Raw genomic sequence first — 21,961 nt, forward strand, 5'->3', positions numbered from 1 at the left:
GCCATCAACCCGAAATAAACCTTTTGGCCCGTCAACGCCTTATTCCAGCAGTATGAAGAACTATCTGCTGGCTACCTTTCTGCTGTTTGCGGCGGCGGGCTGCGCCTTAAAGCCGACCAATAAATATGACGTGTTCACGGAGCGGGCCCAGTTGCCCCAGGAGGAAGCCGTGCACAAGCAAAACTCCCTGGAATGGTGGTACTTTACCGGCCACCTGCGCGACGTAAAAACTGGGGAGCAATTCGGGGTGGAGTATGTGTTTTTCCACTTCAACCTGAACGGGAAGCGGGATTGGCAGATGGTCAACTTCGCCCTCACCGACCCGCAGGCCAAGCAATTCCGCTACGACTACAAGGTAGAGCGCCTACCCCAGCTACTGGAGCCGCAGTTGCCGCTGAGCCTGAAAACCAGGAAGAAGGATCAGACCTGGACCCTCGACGGACAGGAGGGCCGCTACCATTTGCAGGGCCGAATGGCCGCCCACCAGGGCCATGCCCTCGACCTGCGTACCACCCCCGCCAAACCCGTACTGTTGCACAGCGGCACTGGCTACGAGAACTACGGCGACGTAGCTAAGGCCGGCTACTACAGCTACCCCCGCCTCACTGCCGCGGGCACGCTGGAAGTAAACGGCCAGGTGCACGAGGTGGAGGGCGAATTGTGGTACGACCGGCAATGGAACTGCAACAGCGTCACGAACAAGGGCATCGGCTGGGACTGGTTTTCCCTGCAACTGAACGAGACTGACCCCACGGCCGGAAGTCCCCGCACCCGCCACGATATCATGACCTACCTGCTGTTTGACCGCAACTCCAGCCGTACCGTCAGCGGCGGCACCTACAGCGCCCCTACCCAAAACGTAGACCTCAAAGCCGATGATTTCCAGCTCGAAGTACTCGACTACTGGACCAGCCCCCACTCCAAGCTGCGCTACCCCAGCAAGTGGCGCCTGCGCATCCCCAGCCAGGAGTACGACCTTACCCTCACGCCCCTAGTGGCCGACCAGGAGCTAACTCTCAAGCTGTTCGCCGGTATCAAAATGCACTATTGGGAAGGCATGTGCCAGGTAGAAGGTACCCACCACGGCCGCCCCGTCAGCGGCAACAGCTACATCGAGCTAACCAACCGGGGGAAATCCAGTAAGAAGTAAAAGGTGAAAAGGCAAAAGGCAAAGCTCAGCCGCCATTTTAAGAGTGGTACCGAGCTTTGACTTTTGCCTTTTCACCTTTTACTTCTCATTCTCACTTACCCATTCTCACCCGTTCAGAATCACCCGGAAGGTGGTGCCGCGGCCTACTTCGCTCCATTTCACGAAGAGCTTACCCTTGTGGTAGTTCTCGATGATGCGCTTTGCCAAGGCCAGGCCCAGGCCCCAGCCCCGCTTTTTGGTGGTGAAGCCCGGCTGAAATACTCGGTCTAGCTTGCTCTTGGAAATGCCTTTGCCGGTATCCGTTATATCAATGGCAATCTGGGACTTGTTGCGGATGGGACGACGCAGGTGAATGGTAATGCTGCCCTTGCCGTCCATAGCATCCACGGCGTTTTTGCAGATGTTTTCAATCACCCAATCGAACAGCGGAATGTTTACCTGGGCAGGCGTATCGGTGGGCAGGTCGGTTTTTACCTCGAAGCTGACTTTGCGCGATACCCGACTTTGCAGGTAAGCAATGGCATTTTGAGTTACCCGCAGAATATTCTCGTCATTGAGCACCGGCACCGAGCCAATGTTGCTGAACCGCTCGGTGATGATTTCCAGCCGCCGGATGTCCTTGCCCAACTCCTCCACAATGGGCTCCCCCCGGAACCGCTCCGATTCCCGCAGGTATTCCTGCCAGCCCACCAGGCTGCTTAGGGGCGTGCCCAGCTGATGGGCCGTTTCCTTGGCCAGCCCCACCCACACGCGGTTTTGCTCGGCCCGGCGGGAATAGCTGAACGCGAAATAGGCAATAACAGCCAGGCACCCGATAATGGCCAGCTGCACCAGCGGGTAGAGCCGCAGCTGCGTCAGCAAATCCGACTCCTTATAATAGATGTAGTTGCGCAGCCCGGCCCCAATTTCAATGACGATGGGCGGGTGCTGCTCCTTCATCAGCTCAATTTCCTGGCGCAGTTGCTTGATGGAAGCCTGCTCCGACGCACCCTTGGGCACGTTCACGTTGCGCGCATCCACAATATTGCCGTCCCCATCCGTCACGATAACCGGAATGGTGGTGTTGGCCCCGATAATCTCATCCATCAAAAACGACAGATTGGAGGTTTCCTCGGTGTTGATAATGTAGCGCTGGGTTTTGGCGTATAGGTCAATCTGCTCCTGCTCCCGCTCCGAGAGGCGCTGCACCAGCACGTTGGTATAAATAACGGTGGCGGCCCCAATTAGCAGGGCCACGGCCACAATGACGAGCTTGATACGGGACTTTTGGTCGTAGATGGGAATCGGCAGCACGGGTAGGAAGAGGGTAGGTCGGCAGGCCCGGATACGGCCGCCGCTGCGACGAAGATACGTTTCCGGCCTCCGCCAGGCCGGGCGTAGCAACGCCGGCCAACTGATTTTCGTCAGTTTCAGCCCGAATAATCGTTGGTTAGCCGGTTTAAACCAGGTTTCTGACCCAATTTCAGCCTCACCCGAACCCTGGACGTACGCTAACTGTTTTTACCTAGCAATTTGTAACGTATTTTTGCCCCCTGATTTCCGCACTAGCAACCGCTATGCTTCAACCTTTCAAGGCCCTAAGTTTATCCTTCAAGAAAGCTCCCCTCGAAATTCGGGAGCTTATTGCCTTGGATGAAACTGCCTGTCGGCGTTTTCTGCACACCCTGCACCACGAGCTTGGCCTGACCGACCTGCTGGTACTGAGCACCTGTAACCGCACCGAAGTGTACTACTCAGCGGAGCGCGACCAGAGCCCGGCCATCATCGAAGCCTTGGGCCGGCTGAAAAACCTGCCCGAGGTAACCGAGTATTTCCCCTACTTCGATGTGCTGGACCAGCAGACGGAGGCCGTGCGCCACCTGTTTGAGGTAGCCATGGGCCTCGATGCCCAGGTGGTGGGGGATTTACAGATCAGTAACCAGGTAAAGCAAGCCTACCAATGGTCGGCTGATGAGGATGCCGCCGGGCCCTTCCTGCACCGCCTGCTGCACACCGTATTCTTCACCAATAAGCGCGTGCAGCAGGAAACTTCCTTCCGCGACGGCGCCGCTTCCACCTCCTACGCTGCTCTGGAGCTAGTAGAAGAGCTGACCGCCGACGTAGCTAACCCACGCGTGCTGGTGGTGGGCCTGGGTGAGATTGGGGCCGACGTGTGCCGCCACTTCGGCGACAGCAAGGTGTTCTCCGACGTAACCATCTGCAACCGCACCCGCTCCAAGGCCGATGAGCTGGCCCAGGAGTGCGGCCTGCAAGTGCTGGATTTCGAGAATCTGGTGCAGGGCATGAAGGAGGCTGATGTCATCATCAGCAGCATTTCCCGCCAGGACCCGTTCTTCACCCGCGACATGGTGGAGCGCCTGGAAGTGCTGAGCTATAAGTTCTTCATCGACCTTTCCGTGCCCCGTAGCATTGCTACCGATGTGGAGCAAGTGCCCGGGGTGCTGGTGTATAACATTGATGCCATCCAGAGCAAGGCTTCGGCTGCGTTGGAGCGCCGGTTAGCTGCTGTGCCTCAGGTGCGGGCCATTATTGAGGAAAGCATTCTGGGCCTGCAGGACTGGAGCAAGGAAATGCTGGTGTCGCCGACCATTCAGAAGCTGAAGAACGCCCTGGAACAGATTCGGCTGGAGGAAATGGACCGCTACCAGAAGAAGATGAGCCCCGAGGAAACCAAGCGCATGGACGACATCACCCGCTCCCTGATGCAGAAAATCCTGAAGCAGCCGGTGCTCCAGTTGAAAGCGGCCTGCAAACGCGGCGAAGCCGACCAGTTGATTGACGTACTCACCGACTTGTTTGACCTGGAGCGCCAGCCCAACGTAGCCTAAGCCTCACCAACCATACGATACAGAAAAAGCCCGCTTCACGATTGTGAAGCGGGCTTTTTACTTGCAGGCAACGACACCAGCAGGCGCAGAGCGGATTTACATTGTGTCGCAGCAATCCTCCAGGGAGTCGATTACGTCGAGCAGTTTGGGGATGGAGAGAGAGTAGTAGATTTTGGTACCTACTTTGAACGAGGACAAAATGCCCCGGTCTTTCAAGGTGATAAGATGCTGAGAGGCAATAGCCTGAGGCAAATCAAGGGAACGGTAAATTTCCGTGACGGTCATTTTTTCTTCCTTGCCCAGCAGGTCAACAATAGCCAGCCGTTTGGGATGGGCCAACACTTTGAGCATGGCGGCCGCCTTATCTACTTTTTTGGATTCTACTCGTGAAAGCAAGGGTTTCATATGTCGTTACAACGGTGGTGGGACCAGTGGGGGATATGCAGGAATAGGGGTAATACGATATTTAAGCCCCGCAAAGTTCCTCCCAGCGTACCAGAGACAAAAAAAATTTATAAACCGCGGAAATTGGATCCGTATGCCCCTTTACGGCTTCTTGCCGACAACAGACGAAGCCCGGCCATTAAAGCTGCGTGGCGCGTGCTTTTGCAGGTCACCATCCCTGAGTGTATAATTTATCCTATATAAACTGGCTTTGTTGCTGTGCCTGGGGGCCGTTTAGTGTCCAGGTGCTTACTACCGAAGCGAATATGGCTTGGCCGCCGGGGCTGCTTACCTTTGCCCCCTCTGAGTTCCACCCACCACCCTACTACCTGAACGAATGAAAGACCTGCTGGCCAAGTTTGAGAACAAGCGCCCCGAAATCGTATTTGAATGGAAAGACGCCGAAACCGAGGCCGAGGGCTGGGTGGTCATTAACTCGTTGCGCGGTGGGGCGGCCGGCGGCGGCACCCGCATGCGCAAGGGCTTGGACAAGCGGGAGGTAGAAAGCCTGGCCAAAACAATGGAGGTGAAATTCACCGTATCGGGCCCGGCTATTGGGGGCGCGAAATCCGGCATCAACTTCGACCCCCAGGACCCCCGCAAGCGCGGCGTGCTGGAGCGTTGGTACAAGGCCGTTATTCCGCTGCTGAAAAACTACTATGGCACCGGGGGCGACCTGAACGTGGATGAAATTCACGACGTGATTCCGATTACGGAGGATTACGGCCTCTGGCACCCCCAGGAAGGCGTAGTAAACGGCCACTACCGCGCCACCGAGCCCCAGAAAATTCAGAAGCTGGGTCAGCTGCGCCAGGGCGTGGTGAAAGTGCTGGAAGACGCCACCTTCACCCCCGACCTGAGCCGCAAATACACCGTGGCCGACCTGATTACCGGCTACGGCGTGGCCGAGGCCGTGCGCCATTATTACGAGCTATGGGGCGGCCGCTCGGTAGCGGGCAAGCGCGCCATTATACAGGGTTGGGGCAACGTGGGCGCGGCGGCAGCCTACTACTTAGCCAGCCAGGGCGCGCGCATCACCGGCATCATCGACCGGGCCGGCGGGCTTATTAAGGAAGATGGCTTTACGCTGGAGGAAATCCGGGAGCTGTTTCTGCGCCGCCAGGGCAACGCCCTCACGGCCGATAACCTGCTGCCCTTTGAGGAAGTGAACCAGCGCATCTGGTCGTCGGGGGCAGAAATCTTTATTCCGGCGGCGGCGTCCCGGCTGGTTACGCGCCAGCAGGTGGAGCAGCTGGTAGCCGGCGGCTTGGAGGTAATTAGCTGCGGGGCCAACGTGCCCTTCCAAGACCCGGAAATCTTCTTCGGGCCCACCGGCGAGTTTGCCGACGACCACACCAGCGTTATTCCGGACTTTATTGCCAACTGCGGCATGGCCCGGGTTTTCGCCTACCTGATGGAATCCAACGCCGAAATTACCGACCAAGCCATTTTCCAGGACACCTCCCGCGTGATTCGGGCGGCCCTGGAGCGCACCCGTCACCAAGGCGACGCCACCACCGGCATTGCCCAGAAGTCGTTTGAAATGGCCCTGCGCCAGTTGGTATAGGATAAGAGTGTGAGTGAAATATGCAGAATGTGGAGAATGTGCTCGTTCCAGCAGTATTGTGTCATTTTTCACATTCCGCACACTCAACCACATTCTGCACATTCCTAGTATGACCATTCAGGAAATCCTCAACTACCGCTTTCTGGGCAACAACGTGGCGGCGTACCTGTGGTGCGCGGGCATACTGCTGTTTGGGTACGCCTTCAAAACGCTGCTGTCCCGGCTGCTGTCCAAGCTGGTGTTTCGGTTTATCCGGCGGCGTACCGAGGGCGTGTCGGAGGAGCAGTTTCAGGCCCTGTTAATTCAGCCGCTGTCCATCGTCATCTTCTTGGTCACGGCCTACTTCGCGTTTCAGGTGCTGGACTATCCGGTGCGCAGCTCCGAAATTGCCCACAATGAGCCCTGGGCGAAGCGCTTGTTGTTTCGGCTGTTTCAGCTGGCCGTTATCTGGGGTATTGGCTGGGTGTGGCTGCGCATCATCGATTTTCTGGTGCTCGTGTTCCAGCGTCGCTCCGAAAACAGTCACTCCCGCCTCAGCAACCAGCTCATTCCCTTTGCCAAGGATTTGCTGAAGGTGCTGGTGCTCACCATTACCTTCCTGGTGATGCTGAGCCGGGTGTTTGGCGTGAACGTAACGGCCCTGATTGGGGGCTTGGGTATTGGGGGTCTGGCTGTGGCCTTCGCCGCCAAGGAAAGCCTGGAAAACCTGATTGCCTCCTTCACCATCTTCCTCGACCGGCCCTTTGCCGTGGGCGACCTGGTGGAGGTAGGCCCGGTAACCGGTACCGTGGAGAAAGTAGGTTTCCGGAGCACCCGCCTGCGCACGGCCGAGAAAAGCTACGTGACGGTGCCCAACAAGAGCATGATTGACAAGCCCCTGGACAACCTCTCGTTGCGCACGGCCCGGCGCGTGAATTTCACCCTGGCCCTGAGCCACGCTACCACCAGCCAGCAGCTCCACCGCATTGTAGAGGAGGGGAAACGCGTCATCGAGGCAAACCCACTGGTAACCAAGGAGGTGCAGATGCAGTTCTCGGCCCTCACGCCCGCCGCCAAGGAGGTAACGGTGCAATACTTCGTGGAAACCACCAACTACGATGAGTACCTGGAGGTGAAGGAGGAACTGAACTACCGCCTGGTGGAAACCGTAGAGCAGGCCGGCGGCACCTTCGCTAGCACCGGCACTACCATTGTGCAGGTAAATGGGTTGTCGAGTTAACGGCAGTCTTTCGTGCATACACTAAACAGGCCCCATTCCGAATGGGGCCTGTTTTTATTGGGGCAGATGCCAGAACGGGTGGCTTACCGGAACTTGGGTGAGCGGATACGGATGTCGTGCTTGATGATATTGACTTCCTTGTCCTTCGGCATTTCTACCTCGAAGCTGAATTTCAGGCGTTGGCTGGCGTTCGGGGCCAGGGTCAGGTACCACGTCAGGCGGCCGATGCGCTCCTCCAGTTGGGCCCCGCTGATTTCGATGGCCTTCACCTCAATTTCCTTTTCACTGGATACCGGTATCTGGTCCTGCACTTTGATGCGTACCGTTTCCGGCCGCAGGTTGCGCACATTCAGCTCGTAGGTTAAGCGCACTTTGCGCTTCTGGCTGCCCACGTTACGGCTGTAATCCTCCAGCTTAGTGCGCCCTACCACAATGCGCTCATCATAGCCTAGCGCCAGTTCCAGCGAGTCGTTATAGGCGCGGCCTTCTAGTTCAGCATCACCTACGTAGGCCCCACCGGAGTACACCTGCGCTTCATCGGGCAGATGCAGACCTTCCCACCCGCTCACCTTCGCCTGCCGGAATACTTTATCCGACAGCTTTGGCAGCGCCAGATACTCCGTGCGCGAGGGCAGCGTGAGGGCGGGCAGCGCAATACTGCGCGACTCCCGCGACTTGAGCGTGATAAGCTCCGGCACCTCGTAGCGGGTTCCCTGCGACGCTTCCACCGGCCGACCCGCCGAGCTACCCTTCACCACAAACGCATCTACCCGGCCTTCGCCAATGTGGTCGTCTTTCCCATCAGAGTCGAGCGTCCAAGGCTCCATTGCGGGCTTACTGATGTCCACTTCCCGCACTTCATTCACCAACACCAGTTGCACCCTATTCCAGTCGAGGCCCGTGCGGTTGTACACTAACCCGCTGGGTAGGAACTGCACGGTTCTGCCGGTTTCGTCGGCCCGTATTTCCAGCTTAGGCCGCCAGGTACGCAGGCGCTGGGCTTCATAGCGCAGCCGCAGGGGAAAAATACCCGCCCGCTTGGCCCGTACTACAATGTAAAACGGCTTCACCTGCTCGGCAGGCCGGTTGCGCTGCTCTATTCCTCTGGCCAGGGTTTTCTGCACCTCCTGCTGTGCCAGCAACTGGCGCGTGGTCAGCTGAATAGTCACCAGCCGGGTACGCAGTTGGGTGGCTCCCTTCTGCAGTTCGGCGCTCCAGTTTGCCTGCATTCCGCTCGGCAGGGTCCGGTTGGCCAGCAGCATGGCTTTTTCTTCTTCCAAGGCCTTAAGCTCGGCATCCAGCCGCGCCAGCTCATCGTTAGCCCGCGTCAGGCTATCGGCGGCGCGGCTGGCGGCAGGCAGGGCCGTTGCTACTTCGTCTTCCTCATCATCCTCGCCTACCGACAGCACCTCTACTCCATCGCCCAGACGTACTTCCACTTCCTGGGCCTTGCTGAGGTAGCGCGAGGCGTTGGCCACGAGCAACCGGCTGGTACCAGCTGGCAGCTGCACGTCGGCTTGGTGTTCCAGCTCCATGCTGCTCAGATACAGTGTGGCAATTTTTAGCGGGGGCCGCACTTCAATTACCGGCTTGGTTTGCGCCTGCGCCTCACTACTCGCCAACAGTAATCCTATCAGGATAACTACTCTCATACAAATGGTATTGGAAGATATCTGGCAAGATGCACACAGCTACCAGCACAAAAAAACCGGTCGGTCCTGCATGTGCAGAACCGACCGGTTTAACTGTGAAATAAGGAGGCTGCTAGCGTCCGCCCAGCAGGCCACCGAGCAAGCCGCCCATGCCGCCGTTCATGAGGCCACCCAGGCCGCCGCCACCGTTGCTACGGGGCTGGGAGTTGGGCTGACCACCCAGACCGCCCAGAATCGACATGAGGGAGCCCAAACCGCCGCTACCTACGTGCGAGCCTTGCTGCGGATAGTTACCGTACGAATCTGTGGTTTGCTGCTGACCGCCGCCACCTAACACGCCGCTGAGCAAGCCGCCGCCCAGCAGACCACCCAGCAAGCCGCCCATGCCGCTACCACCGGCACCGCCCAACAGGCCACCCATGGAGCCACCGCCCAGCAAGCCACCACCCAGACCGCCCGCGCTCTGGCCGCGGCCGCCCATTACTTTTGAAATAACCATGGGGGCAACTACGCCGAGCAGGCCCGCCATCAGGGCGCTTTTGGGAATGCCGGCGCTTTCCAGCTTATCGGTGATGCCCCCAAAAAAGCCTTGTTTGGCAGGGTCACTGGCGCTGTGCGGTACTTGCTCCGCCTGGTCTACCACCTGATTCAGGGTTTGGGTTTGCTGGGGCGTGATGCCGAGGTAGCTGGCAATTTTGTTGATCATGGCCTCCTCATCGTTGGCGTAGGAGCCGTCGGCGCGGGCAAAGCTGATGAGGTCGGTTACCAGGGAAAAGCGCAGGTCGCTGCCACGCAGGGCATCCAGGTTGGCTTTGATTGACTCGTTGCTGGCATCTTTGGCCGAAGATAGCACCTGCTGGGTAGCACCGCCGCTGAGGCCAGCCTGGTGGGCTAGTTGCTGCAAAAACTCGATTTCGGCCGCCGAGGCTTCCCGGTCGGCTGAAGCCAGGCTGGCAATAACGCTGAGGTAAGCCGCTTTTTCTTGATCTGAATAATTCTGAAGTAACTGCGTATCGTTCATGGCGAGAGGAGAATGGGGTGGAGTGGAAATAACTCTTCGGGCCTTAACGCAGAGGGGCCGGATGAGGTTGGAGCAACCCGCCCTCATCCGGCCTAAAATTCAAAATACTCGCCCGTTTGAGGCTGAGCGGGCTGCTTTACGGGCTTCTTTACCTCGAATGAAGGGCGGGCGGCAGGCCTCGAAACGGGCGGTGCGGCCGGAGTAGCGGTTCCCGGCGTCGTTGAGCTGGGCGGAGCAGCCGGGGCCGGGGCGGTGGCCGTGCGCCCGGGGCCGGTTTCATAACGCACCGTAAACTGATCCTCGGAGCCCTGAATGGCCAGCCGCAGCCCCGGCCCATCGGCGCGGGCCGCCACCCGTGACAACAAACCCGGCAGCAGCGGAATCTGCACATGGTAGTCTATCTGCTGATCAAACGTATGCGTGCCCGTTACCCGGATCAGAGAAGCGGCCCGCACGTTGGAGCGAATATCCATCTGCGGGATGTACACGGTACGGCTCTGCACATACAGGATGTTGCGCAGCTCGGCAAAGCGCAGGTGGCGCAAAGTGGCTCGGTTAGCCACCAGGCTCAGCCGCTGCAAGGGCTCAAAGTCGAGCAGTTGTCCATCCTGAATCGTGGCGTGCACTTCCGCCTCCAGCCGCTCGGTTAGCGGGCTCAGGTGCGCATCGAAATACGTGTCCGACTCGGCGGTGGCCGTCAGCCGGCCGCGCAGGTGGCGGGCCGTAATAAACTGCTGCCCAAAATTCTCGAACACGTAAAACAGGCTATCCAGCGGCAGCTGCTGGCAACTGGCTATGGTACTGGCTTTCAGCAGCTCCGTCCGGCGGGCATCTACCATGCCCCGCACGCTTATGCGCCCACCAGCGGCCAGCAGGGTGAGGCCCGGAGAGCTGAACACCTGGTTTTGCAGCCGCATGGTGCCGCGCAGCTGCCGCCCCCGCAACCGCCTGAACCGTACCTGTCGGGCCTGGGTTTGCACGCTCAGCGCCAACGTGGCTGGTACGTGCAAGCCGCCTGGCGCAGGCTGGCCCGGCTTAGCCGCGCTGCCCTTCACCGGCTGATACACATACAGTAATTGGTTGAAATCGAGCAGCTCAGAGGTTACGGCGGCTTCCACGCGCAGGGGCTGGCGGGCGCTGGCGGCCCAGCCGGTTACGTTGTGCAAGGTTCCGCGGGCCTGAAAATCAGAGTTGCCCAACCGCCCCGCAATGCTTGAAAAGGCCACATCAGCACCGCGCAACTCCAGCCGCCCAGCCAAGCCGGTAAATGGCTGCCGGAAGTCGCGCAGGCGCAACGTAACCCCTCGGAACGTAAGCTGGCCGCTGACTTGCCGGGCAGTAGGCCGCCCCCGAATGGCCTGCAACGGACCGTTGAGCTGCAACGCCAGTTGCGCTTCCCCCTGGGCCGACTGCACCGCCGCCACCGGGAAAAACTGCACCGCGCGCCGTAAATCCACATCGGCCCGGGCCGTGAGGGCCAGCTGTGGGTTGATGAAATTTTCCAGACGCAGTTGGCCGCTAAAGGCCCGGCCGGCCAACTGGCCCTGGATGTTTTGCAAAGCCAGTACGGCCGTGCGGCCGTTGCGGGCGGCACCGTTGCTGAACGTCCCCTTCAGGCTTACCTGCTCCACCGCCTGCCGGTACTTCGGATGAAAAAACGAAGCCTGTCGGCAGCCGAATTGCACCTGCACCGCTGGGTTCTGCTTATCCGACCACTCCCCCTGCACTGTGCCCCCGAAATACACCTGCCCCCGGCTGCGGTAGCCGGCCAAGGAGCGTGTGAGCCGGGGAGGCAACAGCGCCAGCACCGCCTGCACATCGGCCCCGGCAGCTTCACAACGTACATTCAGCTGGGGTGCGCCCCGGTAGCCGATGCTACCGGCCAGGGAGTAACGCGCCGGACCTACCCCAATTTCCGAGGGCTGAATGGTAAGCTGCTGCTGCTGCCGGTCAATGCGTACGGCGGCCCGAAGCTGCAGGAGTTTCTGCTGAAAATAGTCGTCGGAACCCAGGCGCACGGTACGCACCAGGGCTTCGCCAGTGGCGGCCACCTCCACCAGCGGCCCGATAATAGCTACCTGGGCCTGGGCGGCGGGGGTATGCAGGGCAATGTACTGGCGCCGGCCGGCATCTTCGTACACCACGGCTACCCGCTCCAGCCGAATACCTTCCAGGGCCAGCTTGAAAGGTGCGTCATCGGGCTGAACGGCGGCAGTATCGGGGCAAATGATGTGGTAGTTGCCCACATCCTGCTGGTTGCGTCGAATATGAACCCGGGCATCAGTGAGGGTAACCTCCCGGATGCGGTAGTGCCCACTTACCAGGTCCCAGGCATCAAAGGCGCAGTACAGCCGCCGGGCCCGGGCCAGGCGCACGGTATCGGTGGGCACCGAGCCCTGCACCGTCACATCGTGCAGCGTTACCGAGAGGCGCGGAAACTGGTCCAGGGCCGATACCTCCAACCGGCTGGCGTGCACGGGTACGCAGAGGTACTGGTTGAGCCCGCGCACAAACAACCCTACCAGGTAATCCTGCCCCAGCCACAAGCCCAGCCAGCCCATAGTGAGCAGGCCAAGTAGGGTAAAACAGAAAATTTTCAGAAATCGACGCACTGTGTTCCTTCCGCTGAAATTTCTGACTGGCAGTTAGTTGAGGTGAACCCAACGAATAACTGCAAAAAATCTTCTGCCAAAGATGGCACAAAGTGTTGCGTTTTCGAAAACAGCCTCCCATATTTGCCATCCCAAACAGGACACGCCCATTGGGAGATTAGCTCAGCTGGTTCAGAGCATCTGCCTTACAAGCAGAGGGTCACTGGTTCGAACCCAGTATCTCCCACTTTTTTTAGAGTACGCTTACCCCCTCGGGAGATTAGCTCAGCTGGTTCAGAGCATCTGCCTTACAAGCAGAGGGTCACTGGTTCGAACCCAGTATCTCCCACAACAAAAAAGGACTGCCGCCTGCGGCAGTCCTTTTTTGTTGTGCCCGGAGCGGCCATTTTGCGGCCGGAAAGTACCTTGCTGGTTCCGGCAAGTTTGCCGCTTACCTTCTCCCCAATGCCTTCTCTCCCTGCTACCCCCGCTATTAGGGCACCCCGCTGGCTGGCACCGGCCTTTTTCGGGGGGTTGTTGCTCCTGGGAGCCTGGCTGGTGACCGACTACGGGGTATCCTGGGATGAGCCCGTGGACCACCTGAACGGCCTGGTGAGCTTGCGCCACATAACCACGCTGGTAGCGCCCGAATGGGCAGCTCGTCAACCCCTGCTCCAACAAGTACCGCCCCTGGCTGGCTACGTGGATAATGACCACGGCGTACTGTTTGAGCTGCCCCTGGCCCTGCTGCATACTACGCTCCGTTCCGGCTCTGATTTACGCACCTACTACCTATGGCGACACATGGCCACTTTTGTGGTGTGCGTGGGAGGAATCTGGGCGCTGTACCGGTTGGCGTTGCTACGCTTCCGCAATCAGTACGTGGCGCTGTTTACGGCGCTGCTGTTCGTGCTTTCGCCGCGCATGTTCGCCGAGTCGTTCTATAACGCCAAGGACCTAGTGTTTCTGGCGGCGTTTACCTTGGGCATGTACACGCTGGCCCGGCTGCTGGAGCGGCCCACGCCGGGCCGGGCGCTGGTGCACGGGCTGGCCTCGGCGGTGGCCCTGGACATCCGGATTCTGGGTAGCATGCTGGTGCCTTTTACGCTGGTACTACTGCTGCTGGAAGCTATTCAGCCAACGCAGCAGCGCCTAAAGCGGGCGCGTCTTGGTGCTAGTGGGGCTGTGTACCTGCTAAGTACGGTGGGTGCCGGCATTGCCGGCTGGCCTTATTTATGGGCGGCCCCTCTGGATAACTTCCTGCAGGCGTTTGAGGCCATGCGGCATTTTCGCTGGCAGGGTAAGGTGCTGTACTGGGGAGAGTACGAGTCGGCGCAGGATCTGCCCTGGCATTATGCCCCGGTTTGGCTGCTGGTTACTACTCCGCTTTCCTACTCCCTAGCGGCGCTGGGAGGCCTACTTCTGCAAATCAGGCAGGTATGCACTCGCCCCCGGACGGTGCTGGGCACCTACACCGGCCGGCTCGATTTGCTGTTTTGCGGGTGGTTGCTGGGGCCGATGATACTGGTAATAGGAATGAACTCGGTGCTGTACGATGGTTGGCGGCACTTGTATTTTGTATACCCGGCGCTGCTGCTACTAGCCGTTGGTGCGGGCGTGCGGCTGTGGCGCTGGGCCGGGCAGGCCACGCGGCGGCGGCGAATAATGCAGGCAGCTGCCGGCGCAGTAACCCTGGAAATGGCCTTTACGGCTGTTCGCATGGCGCTGATGCACCCGCAACAGCAGGTGTATTTCAGCTTTCTGCCCACTCACAAGGTGGAGCAATGGTTTGAGCGTGACTACTGGGGCCTCTCCTACCGGCAAGGGCTGGAATACCTGGCACGAACTTACCCACAGGGCCCAATTCTGGTGGACCCGCAGCACATTCCTCCTTTCGAGAATAACCGGGCGCTGCTACCTCCCGCCGACAGGCAGCGGTTTGTGGTAAGTGAAACGGCACCGGGACGCTTTCTGCTGCTGGATTACCGCAGCCAGGCGGGCACCGTGGTTACGCCTACCGGCTGGGAAGTGTACCGAGTTACGGCCGATGGGCTACCCATTCTCTCCATCTACCAGCATCCGTAACGGTTACCGGCCGGCCGTATTCCGGCCAAACCACCCCAGACGCTGCGCTACCACCAAGGGGAACAGCAGCCAAGCCGGCTCAGCAAAAAACCGCCACCGGAACCCCACGAAAAACACCAGACTCAGCAGCCAGGTGGCCAGCACGGGCGTGAGTAGCAGCCAGTCGTGCGGCTGGAAGCGCAGCCCTCGGTAGCCAAACAAAGTCAGGAGCACTGCAGCCCCGAAAGCCAGCAGTAGCAGGGCAGTAAAGAGGTTCCAAGGTGTGCGGGGGGCATCGGCAACAAAGTTTTCGGGGGAGAAGAACAGGCCCGTTTTGCGCAGCAGTAGCTGAACCTCCTGCTGCGGGTGCGCGGCCACCCATTGCCGGGCCAGCCGAGCCCGGGCCTGGCTTTCCTGGTACTGGTTCAGGGAGTCCAGTTGCGGAATGTGGGCGCGCACGTACTGATCAAAAGGGCCCTGGCGCTCGTCCCAATCAAACATAAAGCGCCCCTGCGTGATGGAGTTGTGCCCCTGCAGCAATTCAAACCCGGCCTGGTTGCTGAGCACATAGGCCCCGAACAACCGGTAATTTTTGAGCAGAATGGGCGTGTGGGCCAGCCCTAGGGCCAGCAGCAGGCCCAGGCCCAGCCCCCAGGCTGCCGGCCGCAGTGGTGCCGGCCGGCGCAGCATCAGCAGCCAAACCGCAAACAGCAGCCCATATACCGCCAGCAAGTAGCCCCGCAGTAAGCACGACAGCACTACGGCCCCGATAATCAGCATGGCATCAGGCAGGCGCAGAGGCCGGCCCCCGTGCAGGCGCAGCAGCTTGTATACCACCACAATCAGCAGGGGTAAGGCCAGGTTTTCGTACCACCAGAAGGCGCCAATGTAGTATATCACTCCCGGCGACAAAGCCCAGAGCAAGGCTCCGGCCCAGGCTACCTTCGGCCGTAGCCCATAGTACCCCAGAGTGCGCTGCACGTACAGCCCGCCCAGCAAGTAGCATCCCGCCGCCGCCGCGTATACCAGCAGCGTGAGGTAGTGCCGGGGCAGGCCAGTCCGGCTCCAGGCCACGTACACAAACACCGGAAAGCTGGCGTGAAAGGAATCGGGGCGGAGCTGCTTACGCTCCGGGTCCAGGCTCACGTAGCCCCGGCCGGCCAGGTAGTTGTCGGCAATGCGGCCGTTGCGGCGCTCATCGTAGTTCCATTCCAGGCCGGGGTTCAGCCCCAGGTTGAGGGCCAGCCGAAGCGCCAGGAGCAGTACGGCCGCAGCCCAGATAGCACGAGGAATAGAACGAAGCACCGGCAACAGGCAGGATAAAAGATGAAGGACCGAATGTAGCTGCGTTTTGTGAGGTTTCGGCTTGGCATCAGGTAGCGGTGTTGCGCTCTGCCGGTAAGGATGGGGACGTATCAGTCAGCTGATTTCCTAACGGCCCCGTTGAATTGCGTGGTGTACGTTCGGTAAGCAAATGGCTTTACTTTGCTGTTGGTGATGTGCTGGCCGGCGCGCCAGGTCTAGCATCAGCCAGCCCTGCGTTTGCCGCCGTAGGCCACCGGAGCTACGCCAGCGCCTTTATTATCAGTCCCATGCCTGTACTCGAAGTTACTTCCCCAGCCCTGGTCCGGCAATTTCTGGATTTGCCCAGCCGCCTCTACCAGAACCAACCTGCCTGGATTTCTCCCCTCGACCACGAAATAGAGGCCGTTTTTGACCCTAAGAAGAACCCGAATTTTGCGCACGGCGAGGCTACCCGCTGGGTGCTGACGGACGCGGGCGGGCTGGTTATCGGCCGGGTAGCGGCTTTCATCAACCACCACACTCCCCAAACCGACCCCACCCAACCGGTGGGCGGCATGGGTTTTTTTGAGTGCATTGATAATCAGGAAGCAGCCAACGAGCTGTTCGACACCTGCCAGCAATGGCTGGCGGTGCGGGGGCAGGCGGCCATGGATGGGCCCATCAACTTTGGGGAGCGTGACCGGTTTTGGGGCTTGCTTACCGATGGCTTCACCGAGCCCAACTACGGCATGTTCTATCATCAACCGTACTACCAGCCGCTGTTCGAGAACTACGGCTTTCAGCTCTATTTCAAGCAGTACACCTGCTACCGCGAGGTGGCCACGCTGTTGCACCCCACTTTTGATAAGGCTGCCCAGCGCTACGCCCAGGAGCATCCAGAGTTCAGTTTTCGCCACGCCAGTAAGCGCGACACCGATAAGCTGGCCCGCGACTTTCATCACGTGTACAACCTGGCCTGGGCCAACCACAGCGGCGTGAACCCCATGAGCCTGGACAAGGCCCGTGACCTGGTGAAGCAGATGAAGCCCGTGCTGGACGAGCGAATTTTATGGTTTGCGTACGCGGGAGATGAGCCGGTGGCCTTTTTCGTGAGCTTGCCCGAGCTAAACCAGATTTTCAAGCACGTGGGCCGCAACTTCAACCTCTGGGGCAAGCTCCGGTTCTTGTGGGAGCAGCGCAAATACGAGCGGCGCCGGGATAAGAAATTATTCGGGGTGATTTTTGGGGTGGTACCGGCCTGGCAAGGCAAGGGCGTGGAAAGCGCCCTGATGGTACACGCCCGCCAGGAGTTTATGCGCGCCGGCTACCACGACATCGAAATGAACTGGATTGGCGACTTCAACCCCCGCATGCTGGCCCTTACTCGCTCCATCGGGGCCCGCATCTACAAAACCCACGTAACCTACCGCTACCAATTCGACCGCACCCGCCCCTTCGAGCGGAGCCCCATTATTCGGTAGTTGGCGAGTTTCCATGTGCCGCGTAGAGACGCAGGACATTATACTTCTACACGGCACATGGTGCTGATCAGCCTCTAAACTCCCTGTCTAGCTGCACGACTTGCGGAATGAGCAAGTGCTCATCATCGTTGTATACCACGTGGTGGGCGCGCTTCAGCTTCTCCTCCTCGCTGAGTTGTTTACCGATAATGGTGAGGATATCATCGGGGGTACGGTGCGGGTCGCGGCGCAGTACCCGGGCTTGCCGCAGCTCTTGGGGCGCAAACACAGTAATTACCTGGTGCAGCTGCTGGTAGGCTCCGGATTCATACAGTAGCGCGGCTTCTTTGAGCACGTAAGCGTGGCCCTCCTGCTGACGGGCGGCGGCCCACTCGGCAAAGTCGCGGCCTACGTGGGGGTGCACCAGGGCGTTGAGCCGGGCCAGTTGCGCGGGGTCGGGGAAGGCGACGCGGGCCAGGTAGGTGCGGTTGAGCTGCCCCTCGGGCGTAAAGGTTTCCTGCCCGAAGGCAGCCGTTAACTCGTCCCGCAGCCGGGCGTCGTGGGCCATTACCCACTTGGCGCGGGCATCTGAGTCGTACACGGGCACCCCCAGCACCTGAAACAGGCGGCACACCACGCTTTTCCCAGACCCAATGCCGCCCGTAATCCCAATCAGCTTCATATGGCTTGTACCTAGTTGGCTTACTGTACGCTGTGCACCCGCACGCCCCGGGTTAGCACCAAGTAACCCCGCGTTTGGACTGGTTTTTTCGAGAGGAAGGGCCGCAGGCTGGAATCCTGGTTGGTGAACTGCCCAAAATGCAGCTGCACCCGCACCTGCTCGGGCCGGAACCCTACCGTATCTTCCGGGAAGAACTGCAGGCGCACGCGCACCTTGGCGGGCGAAAATTGGTACTGGTGGCCAGCCGGGGCATCCAGCAGCTCCGGCACTACCTCCACCGGAATGGTAACCATGGGCCGGCGCAGCAGCCTTACCCGCACATCCTGCACGTTGGTTTGCACCAGCTCCGGCCCACCAATGGGCACCCGAATGTCACCGGTAGAGGAGCCGGCCGGGGCTTGGGGCAAGTGCACCGGATAAGGGTCGGGCAAGGTACTGATTTTGCTTTGAGGGCCTCGGAAAACCACGTTGGCAGGCTCAAACTTAGCATCGTAAGGGAGGGCCAGGCCGTTGGTGGCCGGGCTCAGCCCCAGGGCCAGGCGGCGGCTTGCCAAGCGGTCCAGCTCCACCCACAAAGTATCAGACAGTAAGTAATTGAACTGCAGGCCTTCCATGGCTTGCTGCAGGGCCGGGCGCAGGGCCCGGGCCGTTAGGTAGCGGGTGGCGGCGGGGGTGCTCAGCGTCAGCTCAGCGGGCTTCACATCCAGCAGCAGTTGGCGGCGCAGCAGCTTCCAGCCCCGGCCAGTTACGTTCACGGCCACCTCAGTAGGCAACGGCTGCACCGGAATAAACCGGCTTTGGTCGTAGCGCCAGGCCAAGGGGTAGGTGATACGGGTGGTATAGGTTTTGTTGAGGGCGTTAAGCAGCCAGAAGGTGCTGGCAATCAGAAAACAGGCCGTTACTGCCCGCCAATAGCTCCGCTCCTGCCCGAAAAACGGGTCCACGAACCAGCGCAGCCAACGAGACGGAACAGACGACACAGAGACGAAAACTTGATGAGAAGCTGGCAAGGTACTAACTCGCCTGCATAGGCGCTACTGCTTATGGCAAGCAAAGTGCCCGCCTAGGGCCACCTGCGTACGCAAGGCGACCCAGGGCGGGCACGTAATGGCGAAATGGCGCCCTATGCGGCAGTTACGCAGCAGGAGCAGTGGTTTTGCCGACTACCTCACGGGCAATGGCCGAGCGGTCAAAGCGCAGGCGCACGCCTTTATCTACTTCCACGGTTACGGTTTCGTCGTTCAGGTCCACCACCTTACCGTGCAGGCCGCCAATGGTTACCACGTTGGAGCCTTTAGCCAGGGCTGCCCGAAATTTCTTGGCCTCGGCCTGTCGCTTTTGCTGGGGCCGAAACATAAAGAAGTACATCACGATGCCCATTCCTACTAGAAGAATGACCTGGGTAATACCACCGGTACTGGCTGGGGCCGCTTGAAGAAAGAGAGAAGCAAACATGGGTTACGAAATCAGAAAATGACAAAAAAGAAAGAGTTGGCGAGCTGTCGGGGGTCAGTGAATCTGCGCCCTCCTCAACTCGCCAACTCCTTAGCAATCAACCTGAGTAATCTAGCGGGTAGGGCCGTTCTGGCCGTCGCTGGGGATATTGGCCTTAATCACCACTTTGGTGATGCTGGGCTGGGTGTTGGCCTGAATGGCAACCTCCTTGTTCTGAATGCCAAACTTGCCGTGCGAGTCAAACTGCACATCGATGGTGCCTTTGGCGCCGGGGGCAATCGGCTCCTTGGTCCAGTTGGGCGTGGTGCAGCCGCAGCTGGCCGTGGCATTCTCAATCAGCAGCGGCGACTTGCCGGTGTTGGTGAACTCAAAGGTGTGCTTCACCACCTCACCCTGCTTGATGTTGCCGAAATCGTGCTCGGGTACGGCGAAGGTCATGACGGGGGCGTTGGGGTTGGGGGCCTCCGTTTCGGTAGTTACGTTGGGGTTGTCCACCACCGGGTTGGCGGCGGCCTCGTTGGCGGTGGCGGCGGCGGCATTCATACCCTCAGCACCTACCTCAGCGGTTTTATTGTTGTTGCAGGCGCCCATCAGCAGCGCGCCGGAGAGCAGAACGGCAGAAAACAGCGTACGTTTCATATAAAGCAGAAAACAAAGGTCGTCAGTGGCCTTCGGAAAGGTAAAGGTACTAACGAGTTGGCATTAGCACGTCATTCCGAGGCCCGCGAGGAATCTCGCGTGCTGACGTTGAGTTACTATTACAATATCAGCACGCGAGATTCCTCGCGGGGCTCGGAATGACGTTCTTTTTTGCGCGAAAACCTATTTGCCCAGGTTGTCAATAATGGCTTGGGCAAACTCTGAAGTGGAAGCCGAGCCACCCAGGTCGCCGGTGCACTTGGCTTTGTCCTGCAGGGTCAGCTCCAGGGCCTTCTCGATTTTCACGGCCTGCTCATGTTCGCCAATGTGGTGCAGCATCATCAGGGCCGAGCGGAGCAGGGCAGTGGGGTTGGCTTTGCCTTGACCGGCAATGTCGGGGGCCGAGCCGTGCACGGCCTCAAAGATGGCCATATCGTCGCCGATGTTGGCACCCGCTACCACGCCCAGGCCGCCTACCAGGCCGGCACAGAGGTCGGAGAGGATGTCGCCGAACAGATTGGTGGTCACAATCACGTCAAACTGCTCGGGCTTGCCCACCAGCTGCATGCACATGTTGTCGATGATTTTCTCCTCATACTGCACCTGGGGAAACTCGCGGGCGGCTTCCTGGGCGGCATCCAGCATAATTTTGCCGGGCACTTTCAGAATGTTGGCTTTGTGGGCCAGCGTTACCTTTTTGCGGCCGTGTTTGGCAGCGTAAGCAAACGCCGCGCGGCAGATGTTGCGGGCCCCCTTCACCGTCACGCGGGCAATGGAGTCGCCGATGCCGTTCTGCTCATCCCAGATTTCCAGACCGGCGTACAGGCCCTCGGTGTTCTCGCGGAACAGCACCAGGTCGATGCCTTCGTAGCGGGTTTTGATGCCAGAGGTGGTTTTGCTGGGGCGCACGTTCTGGTACAGGTTGTACTTCTGGCGCAGCGTTACGTTGATGCTGCGGAAGCCCTTGCCCACAGGCGTGGTGATGGGGCCTTTCAAAGCCACTTTGTTCTTTTCCAGCGAGGTCAGCAAGGCCTGCGGCAGCAGCTCCCCCGACTGGTCGAAGGTCGTCTGGCCAGCGTTCTGTTCTTCCCACTGCACGGGCACCTGGGCCGCGGCGAAAATATCGGTTACTGCTTTCGTGATTTCGGGGCCAATGCCGTCGCCGGGGATGAGCGTGATGAGATGCATGCTATTGAGTTGGGTTAATGGGCAAGAGGAAGGCGAGCCGGGCGGACGAGGAGGAGAGCAGCTCGCGGGAAAATGATAGGGCTAGCGGGCAGTTACGCCGCCGCCAACCCCACAATTTTGCACAAAGGTACCGCCTACCGGCGGGTGCTGAAAATGAAAATGTGCGAACGTGCTCGGTTTATCTACGAGCACATTCGCACATTTTTTATAGTACCCACATTACGCTATACCGTTTTGCGGGAGTTAATCTGGTTGATGAGCTGGTCCACGTCGCCGAGCAGCTGTTCGGCCTTGCTCTTGGCATCCTGAATCACGCGCTGGCCTTCGCTCTTGGCCGAGCTGGGGCCCTGGTCGGCGCGGCTGGTCACCAGGTTCTCAGTGAGGTCGGCGAGGGTTTCGCGGTATTTCTCCAGCTGATAGCTCAGCCAGCTACGGGTTTCGCGGCCCTTTTCGGGTGCGTACAGAAGTCCGATTACGGCCCCGGTGAGGGCGCCGCCGGCGAAGCACAGAATGCCGGTGGTGGTTTTGCTACCCATATTTCTTATTTAGAAGTGAGTACAGGTGGATGATGACGTGAGAATTGGGAGTGCCCAATACTACGCAAAAAAGCGCCGGAAGATATGGCCTAGTTACTAGAGCTAATTCCCCTCCTCAAATGAGGATGGGCTAGGGGTGGTTGATCCGCACGTCTGCACGGATAACCAGCTCTAGTTTCTA

The 21,961-nt window shown here is 59.5% G+C and carries 18 protein-coding genes and 2 tRNA genes; 8 read left to right on the forward strand and 12 right to left on the reverse strand.

Going from position 1 to position 21,961, the window contains the following annotated elements; genetic code table 11:
• The first annotated feature begins 52 nt into the window (after positions 1–52).
• Entirely contained in the window at positions 53–1,150 is a 1,098-nt protein-coding gene (locus tag ABIB60_RS05990; protein WP_354578428.1) for a lipocalin-like domain-containing protein, read from the forward strand.
• Between the two features lie 105 nt (positions 1,151–1,255).
• Here ABIB60_RS05990 and ABIB60_RS05995 read toward each other — a convergent pair whose 3' ends face one another.
• Entirely contained in the window at positions 1,256–2,443 is a 1,188-nt protein-coding gene (locus tag ABIB60_RS05995; protein ID WP_315997411.1) for a sensor histidine kinase, read from the reverse strand.
• Between the two features lie 263 nt (positions 2,444–2,706).
• Between ABIB60_RS05995 and hemA the strand changes: the two genes are divergently transcribed.
• Positions 2,707–3,978: a glutamyl-tRNA reductase gene (gene hemA / locus ABIB60_RS06000; protein ID WP_354578429.1), complete on the forward strand. Its 1,272-nt coding sequence runs from the start codon at positions 2,707–2,709 to the stop codon at positions 3,976–3,978.
• Positions 3,979–4,074: 96 nt separating this feature from the next.
• On the opposite strand, the gene ABIB60_RS06005 is transcribed toward hemA, so the two are convergent.
• The gene (locus tag ABIB60_RS06005) at positions 4,075–4,383 is read right to left on the reverse strand and encodes an ArsR/SmtB family transcription factor (RefSeq protein WP_044003755.1); all 309 of its coding nucleotides are present in this window, start codon (positions 4,381–4,383) and stop codon (positions 4,075–4,077) included.
• A 376-nt stretch (positions 4,384–4,759) separates the two neighbouring features.
• Here ABIB60_RS06005 and ABIB60_RS06010 point away from each other — a divergent pair, with 376 nt between their 5' ends.
• Together ABIB60_RS06010 and ABIB60_RS06015 are read left to right on the forward strand one after the other, a co-directional pair.
• On the forward strand, positions 4,760–5,989 hold the full coding sequence (locus tag ABIB60_RS06010) for a Glu/Leu/Phe/Val dehydrogenase dimerization domain-containing protein (protein ID WP_354578432.1): 1,230 nt from the start codon (positions 4,760–4,762) through the stop codon (positions 5,987–5,989).
• 58 nt (positions 5,990–6,047) lie between these two features.
• Positions 6,048–7,208, forward strand: a complete 1,161-nt coding sequence (locus ABIB60_RS06015; RefSeq protein WP_354578433.1) for a mechanosensitive ion channel family protein — start codon at positions 6,048–6,050, stop codon at positions 7,206–7,208.
• Positions 7,209–7,291: 83 nt separating this feature from the next.
• Here ABIB60_RS06015 and ABIB60_RS06020 read toward each other — a convergent pair whose 3' ends face one another.
• The 3 genes from ABIB60_RS06020 to ABIB60_RS06030 form a co-directional block, all read right to left on the reverse strand.
• A complete protein-coding gene (locus tag ABIB60_RS06020; protein ID WP_354578435.1) occupies positions 7,292–8,860 on the reverse strand; it encodes a DUF4139 domain-containing protein in 1,569 nt (522 codons plus the stop codon).
• Positions 8,861–8,972: 112 nt separating this feature from the next.
• Positions 8,973–9,881 (reverse strand): tellurite resistance TerB family protein, encoded by a 909-nt coding sequence (locus tag ABIB60_RS06025; protein ID WP_354578436.1) that lies wholly within the window; start codon positions 9,879–9,881, stop codon positions 8,973–8,975.
• Positions 9,882–9,973: 92 nt separating this feature from the next.
• Positions 9,974–12,493, reverse strand: coding sequence for an AsmA-like C-terminal region-containing protein (locus tag ABIB60_RS06030; protein ID WP_354578437.1), 2,520 nt, complete (start codon positions 12,491–12,493; stop codon positions 9,974–9,976).
• 151 nt (positions 12,494–12,644) lie between these two features.
• On the opposite strand from ABIB60_RS06030, the gene ABIB60_RS06035 reads away from it, so the two are divergent.
• From ABIB60_RS06035 to ABIB60_RS06045, 3 genes are all read left to right on the forward strand, one after another.
• Positions 12,645–12,719 (forward strand) — tRNA-Val (locus ABIB60_RS06035).
• Positions 12,720–12,746: 27 nt separating this feature from the next.
• Positions 12,747–12,821 (forward strand) — tRNA-Val (locus ABIB60_RS06040).
• 116 nt (positions 12,822–12,937) lie between these two features.
• Positions 12,938–14,557 (forward strand): glycosyltransferase family 39 protein, encoded by a 1,620-nt coding sequence (locus tag ABIB60_RS06045; RefSeq protein WP_354578439.1) that lies wholly within the window; start codon positions 12,938–12,940, stop codon positions 14,555–14,557.
• Between the two features lie 3 nt (positions 14,558–14,560).
• On the opposite strand, the gene ABIB60_RS06050 is transcribed toward ABIB60_RS06045, so the two are convergent.
• On the reverse strand, positions 14,561–15,841 hold the full coding sequence (locus tag ABIB60_RS06050) for a hypothetical protein (protein WP_354578441.1): 1,281 nt from the start codon (positions 15,839–15,841) through the stop codon (positions 14,561–14,563).
• A 287-nt stretch (positions 15,842–16,128) separates the two neighbouring features.
• On the opposite strand from ABIB60_RS06050, the gene ABIB60_RS06055 reads away from it, so the two are divergent.
• Positions 16,129–17,301 carry a GNAT family N-acetyltransferase gene (locus tag ABIB60_RS06055; RefSeq protein WP_354578443.1) on the forward strand — a complete coding sequence of 391 codons (1,173 nt, stop codon included), beginning with the start codon at positions 16,129–16,131 and terminating at the stop codon, positions 17,299–17,301.
• Positions 17,302–17,368: 67 nt separating this feature from the next.
• On the opposite strand, the gene coaE is transcribed toward ABIB60_RS06055, so the two are convergent.
• From coaE to ABIB60_RS06085, 6 genes are all read right to left on the reverse strand, one after another.
• Entirely contained in the window at positions 17,369–17,962 is a 594-nt protein-coding gene (gene coaE / locus ABIB60_RS06060) for a dephospho-CoA kinase (RefSeq protein WP_354578444.1), read from the reverse strand.
• A gap of 20 nt (positions 17,963–17,982) precedes the next feature.
• Positions 17,983–18,942 carry a YbbR-like domain-containing protein gene (locus ABIB60_RS06065; protein ID WP_354578445.1) on the reverse strand — a complete coding sequence of 320 codons (960 nt, stop codon included), beginning with the start codon at positions 18,940–18,942 and terminating at the stop codon, positions 17,983–17,985.
• Positions 18,943–19,096: 154 nt separating this feature from the next.
• The gene (gene yajC / locus ABIB60_RS06070; protein ID WP_354578446.1) at positions 19,097–19,417 is read right to left on the reverse strand and encodes a preprotein translocase subunit YajC; all 321 of its coding nucleotides are present in this window, start codon (positions 19,415–19,417) and stop codon (positions 19,097–19,099) included.
• A 111-nt stretch (positions 19,418–19,528) separates the two neighbouring features.
• On the reverse strand, positions 19,529–20,056 hold the full coding sequence (locus tag ABIB60_RS06075) for a DUF1573 domain-containing protein (RefSeq protein WP_354578448.1): 528 nt from the start codon (positions 20,054–20,056) through the stop codon (positions 19,529–19,531).
• A gap of 183 nt (positions 20,057–20,239) precedes the next feature.
• Complete coding sequence (locus ABIB60_RS06080) at positions 20,240–21,244, reverse strand: isocitrate/isopropylmalate dehydrogenase family protein (RefSeq protein ID WP_354578449.1); 1,005 nt, start codon at positions 21,242–21,244, stop codon at positions 20,240–20,242.
• Between the two features lie 224 nt (positions 21,245–21,468).
• Positions 21,469–21,780 (reverse strand): YtxH domain-containing protein, encoded by a 312-nt coding sequence (locus ABIB60_RS06085; RefSeq protein ID WP_354578451.1) that lies wholly within the window; start codon positions 21,778–21,780, stop codon positions 21,469–21,471.
• Between the last annotated feature and the right edge of the window lie 181 nt (positions 21,781–21,961).

This window comes from Hymenobacter sp. UYP22 (assembly GCF_040547285.1).
GTDB lineage: Bacteria > Bacteroidota > Bacteroidia > Cytophagales > Hymenobacteraceae > Hymenobacter.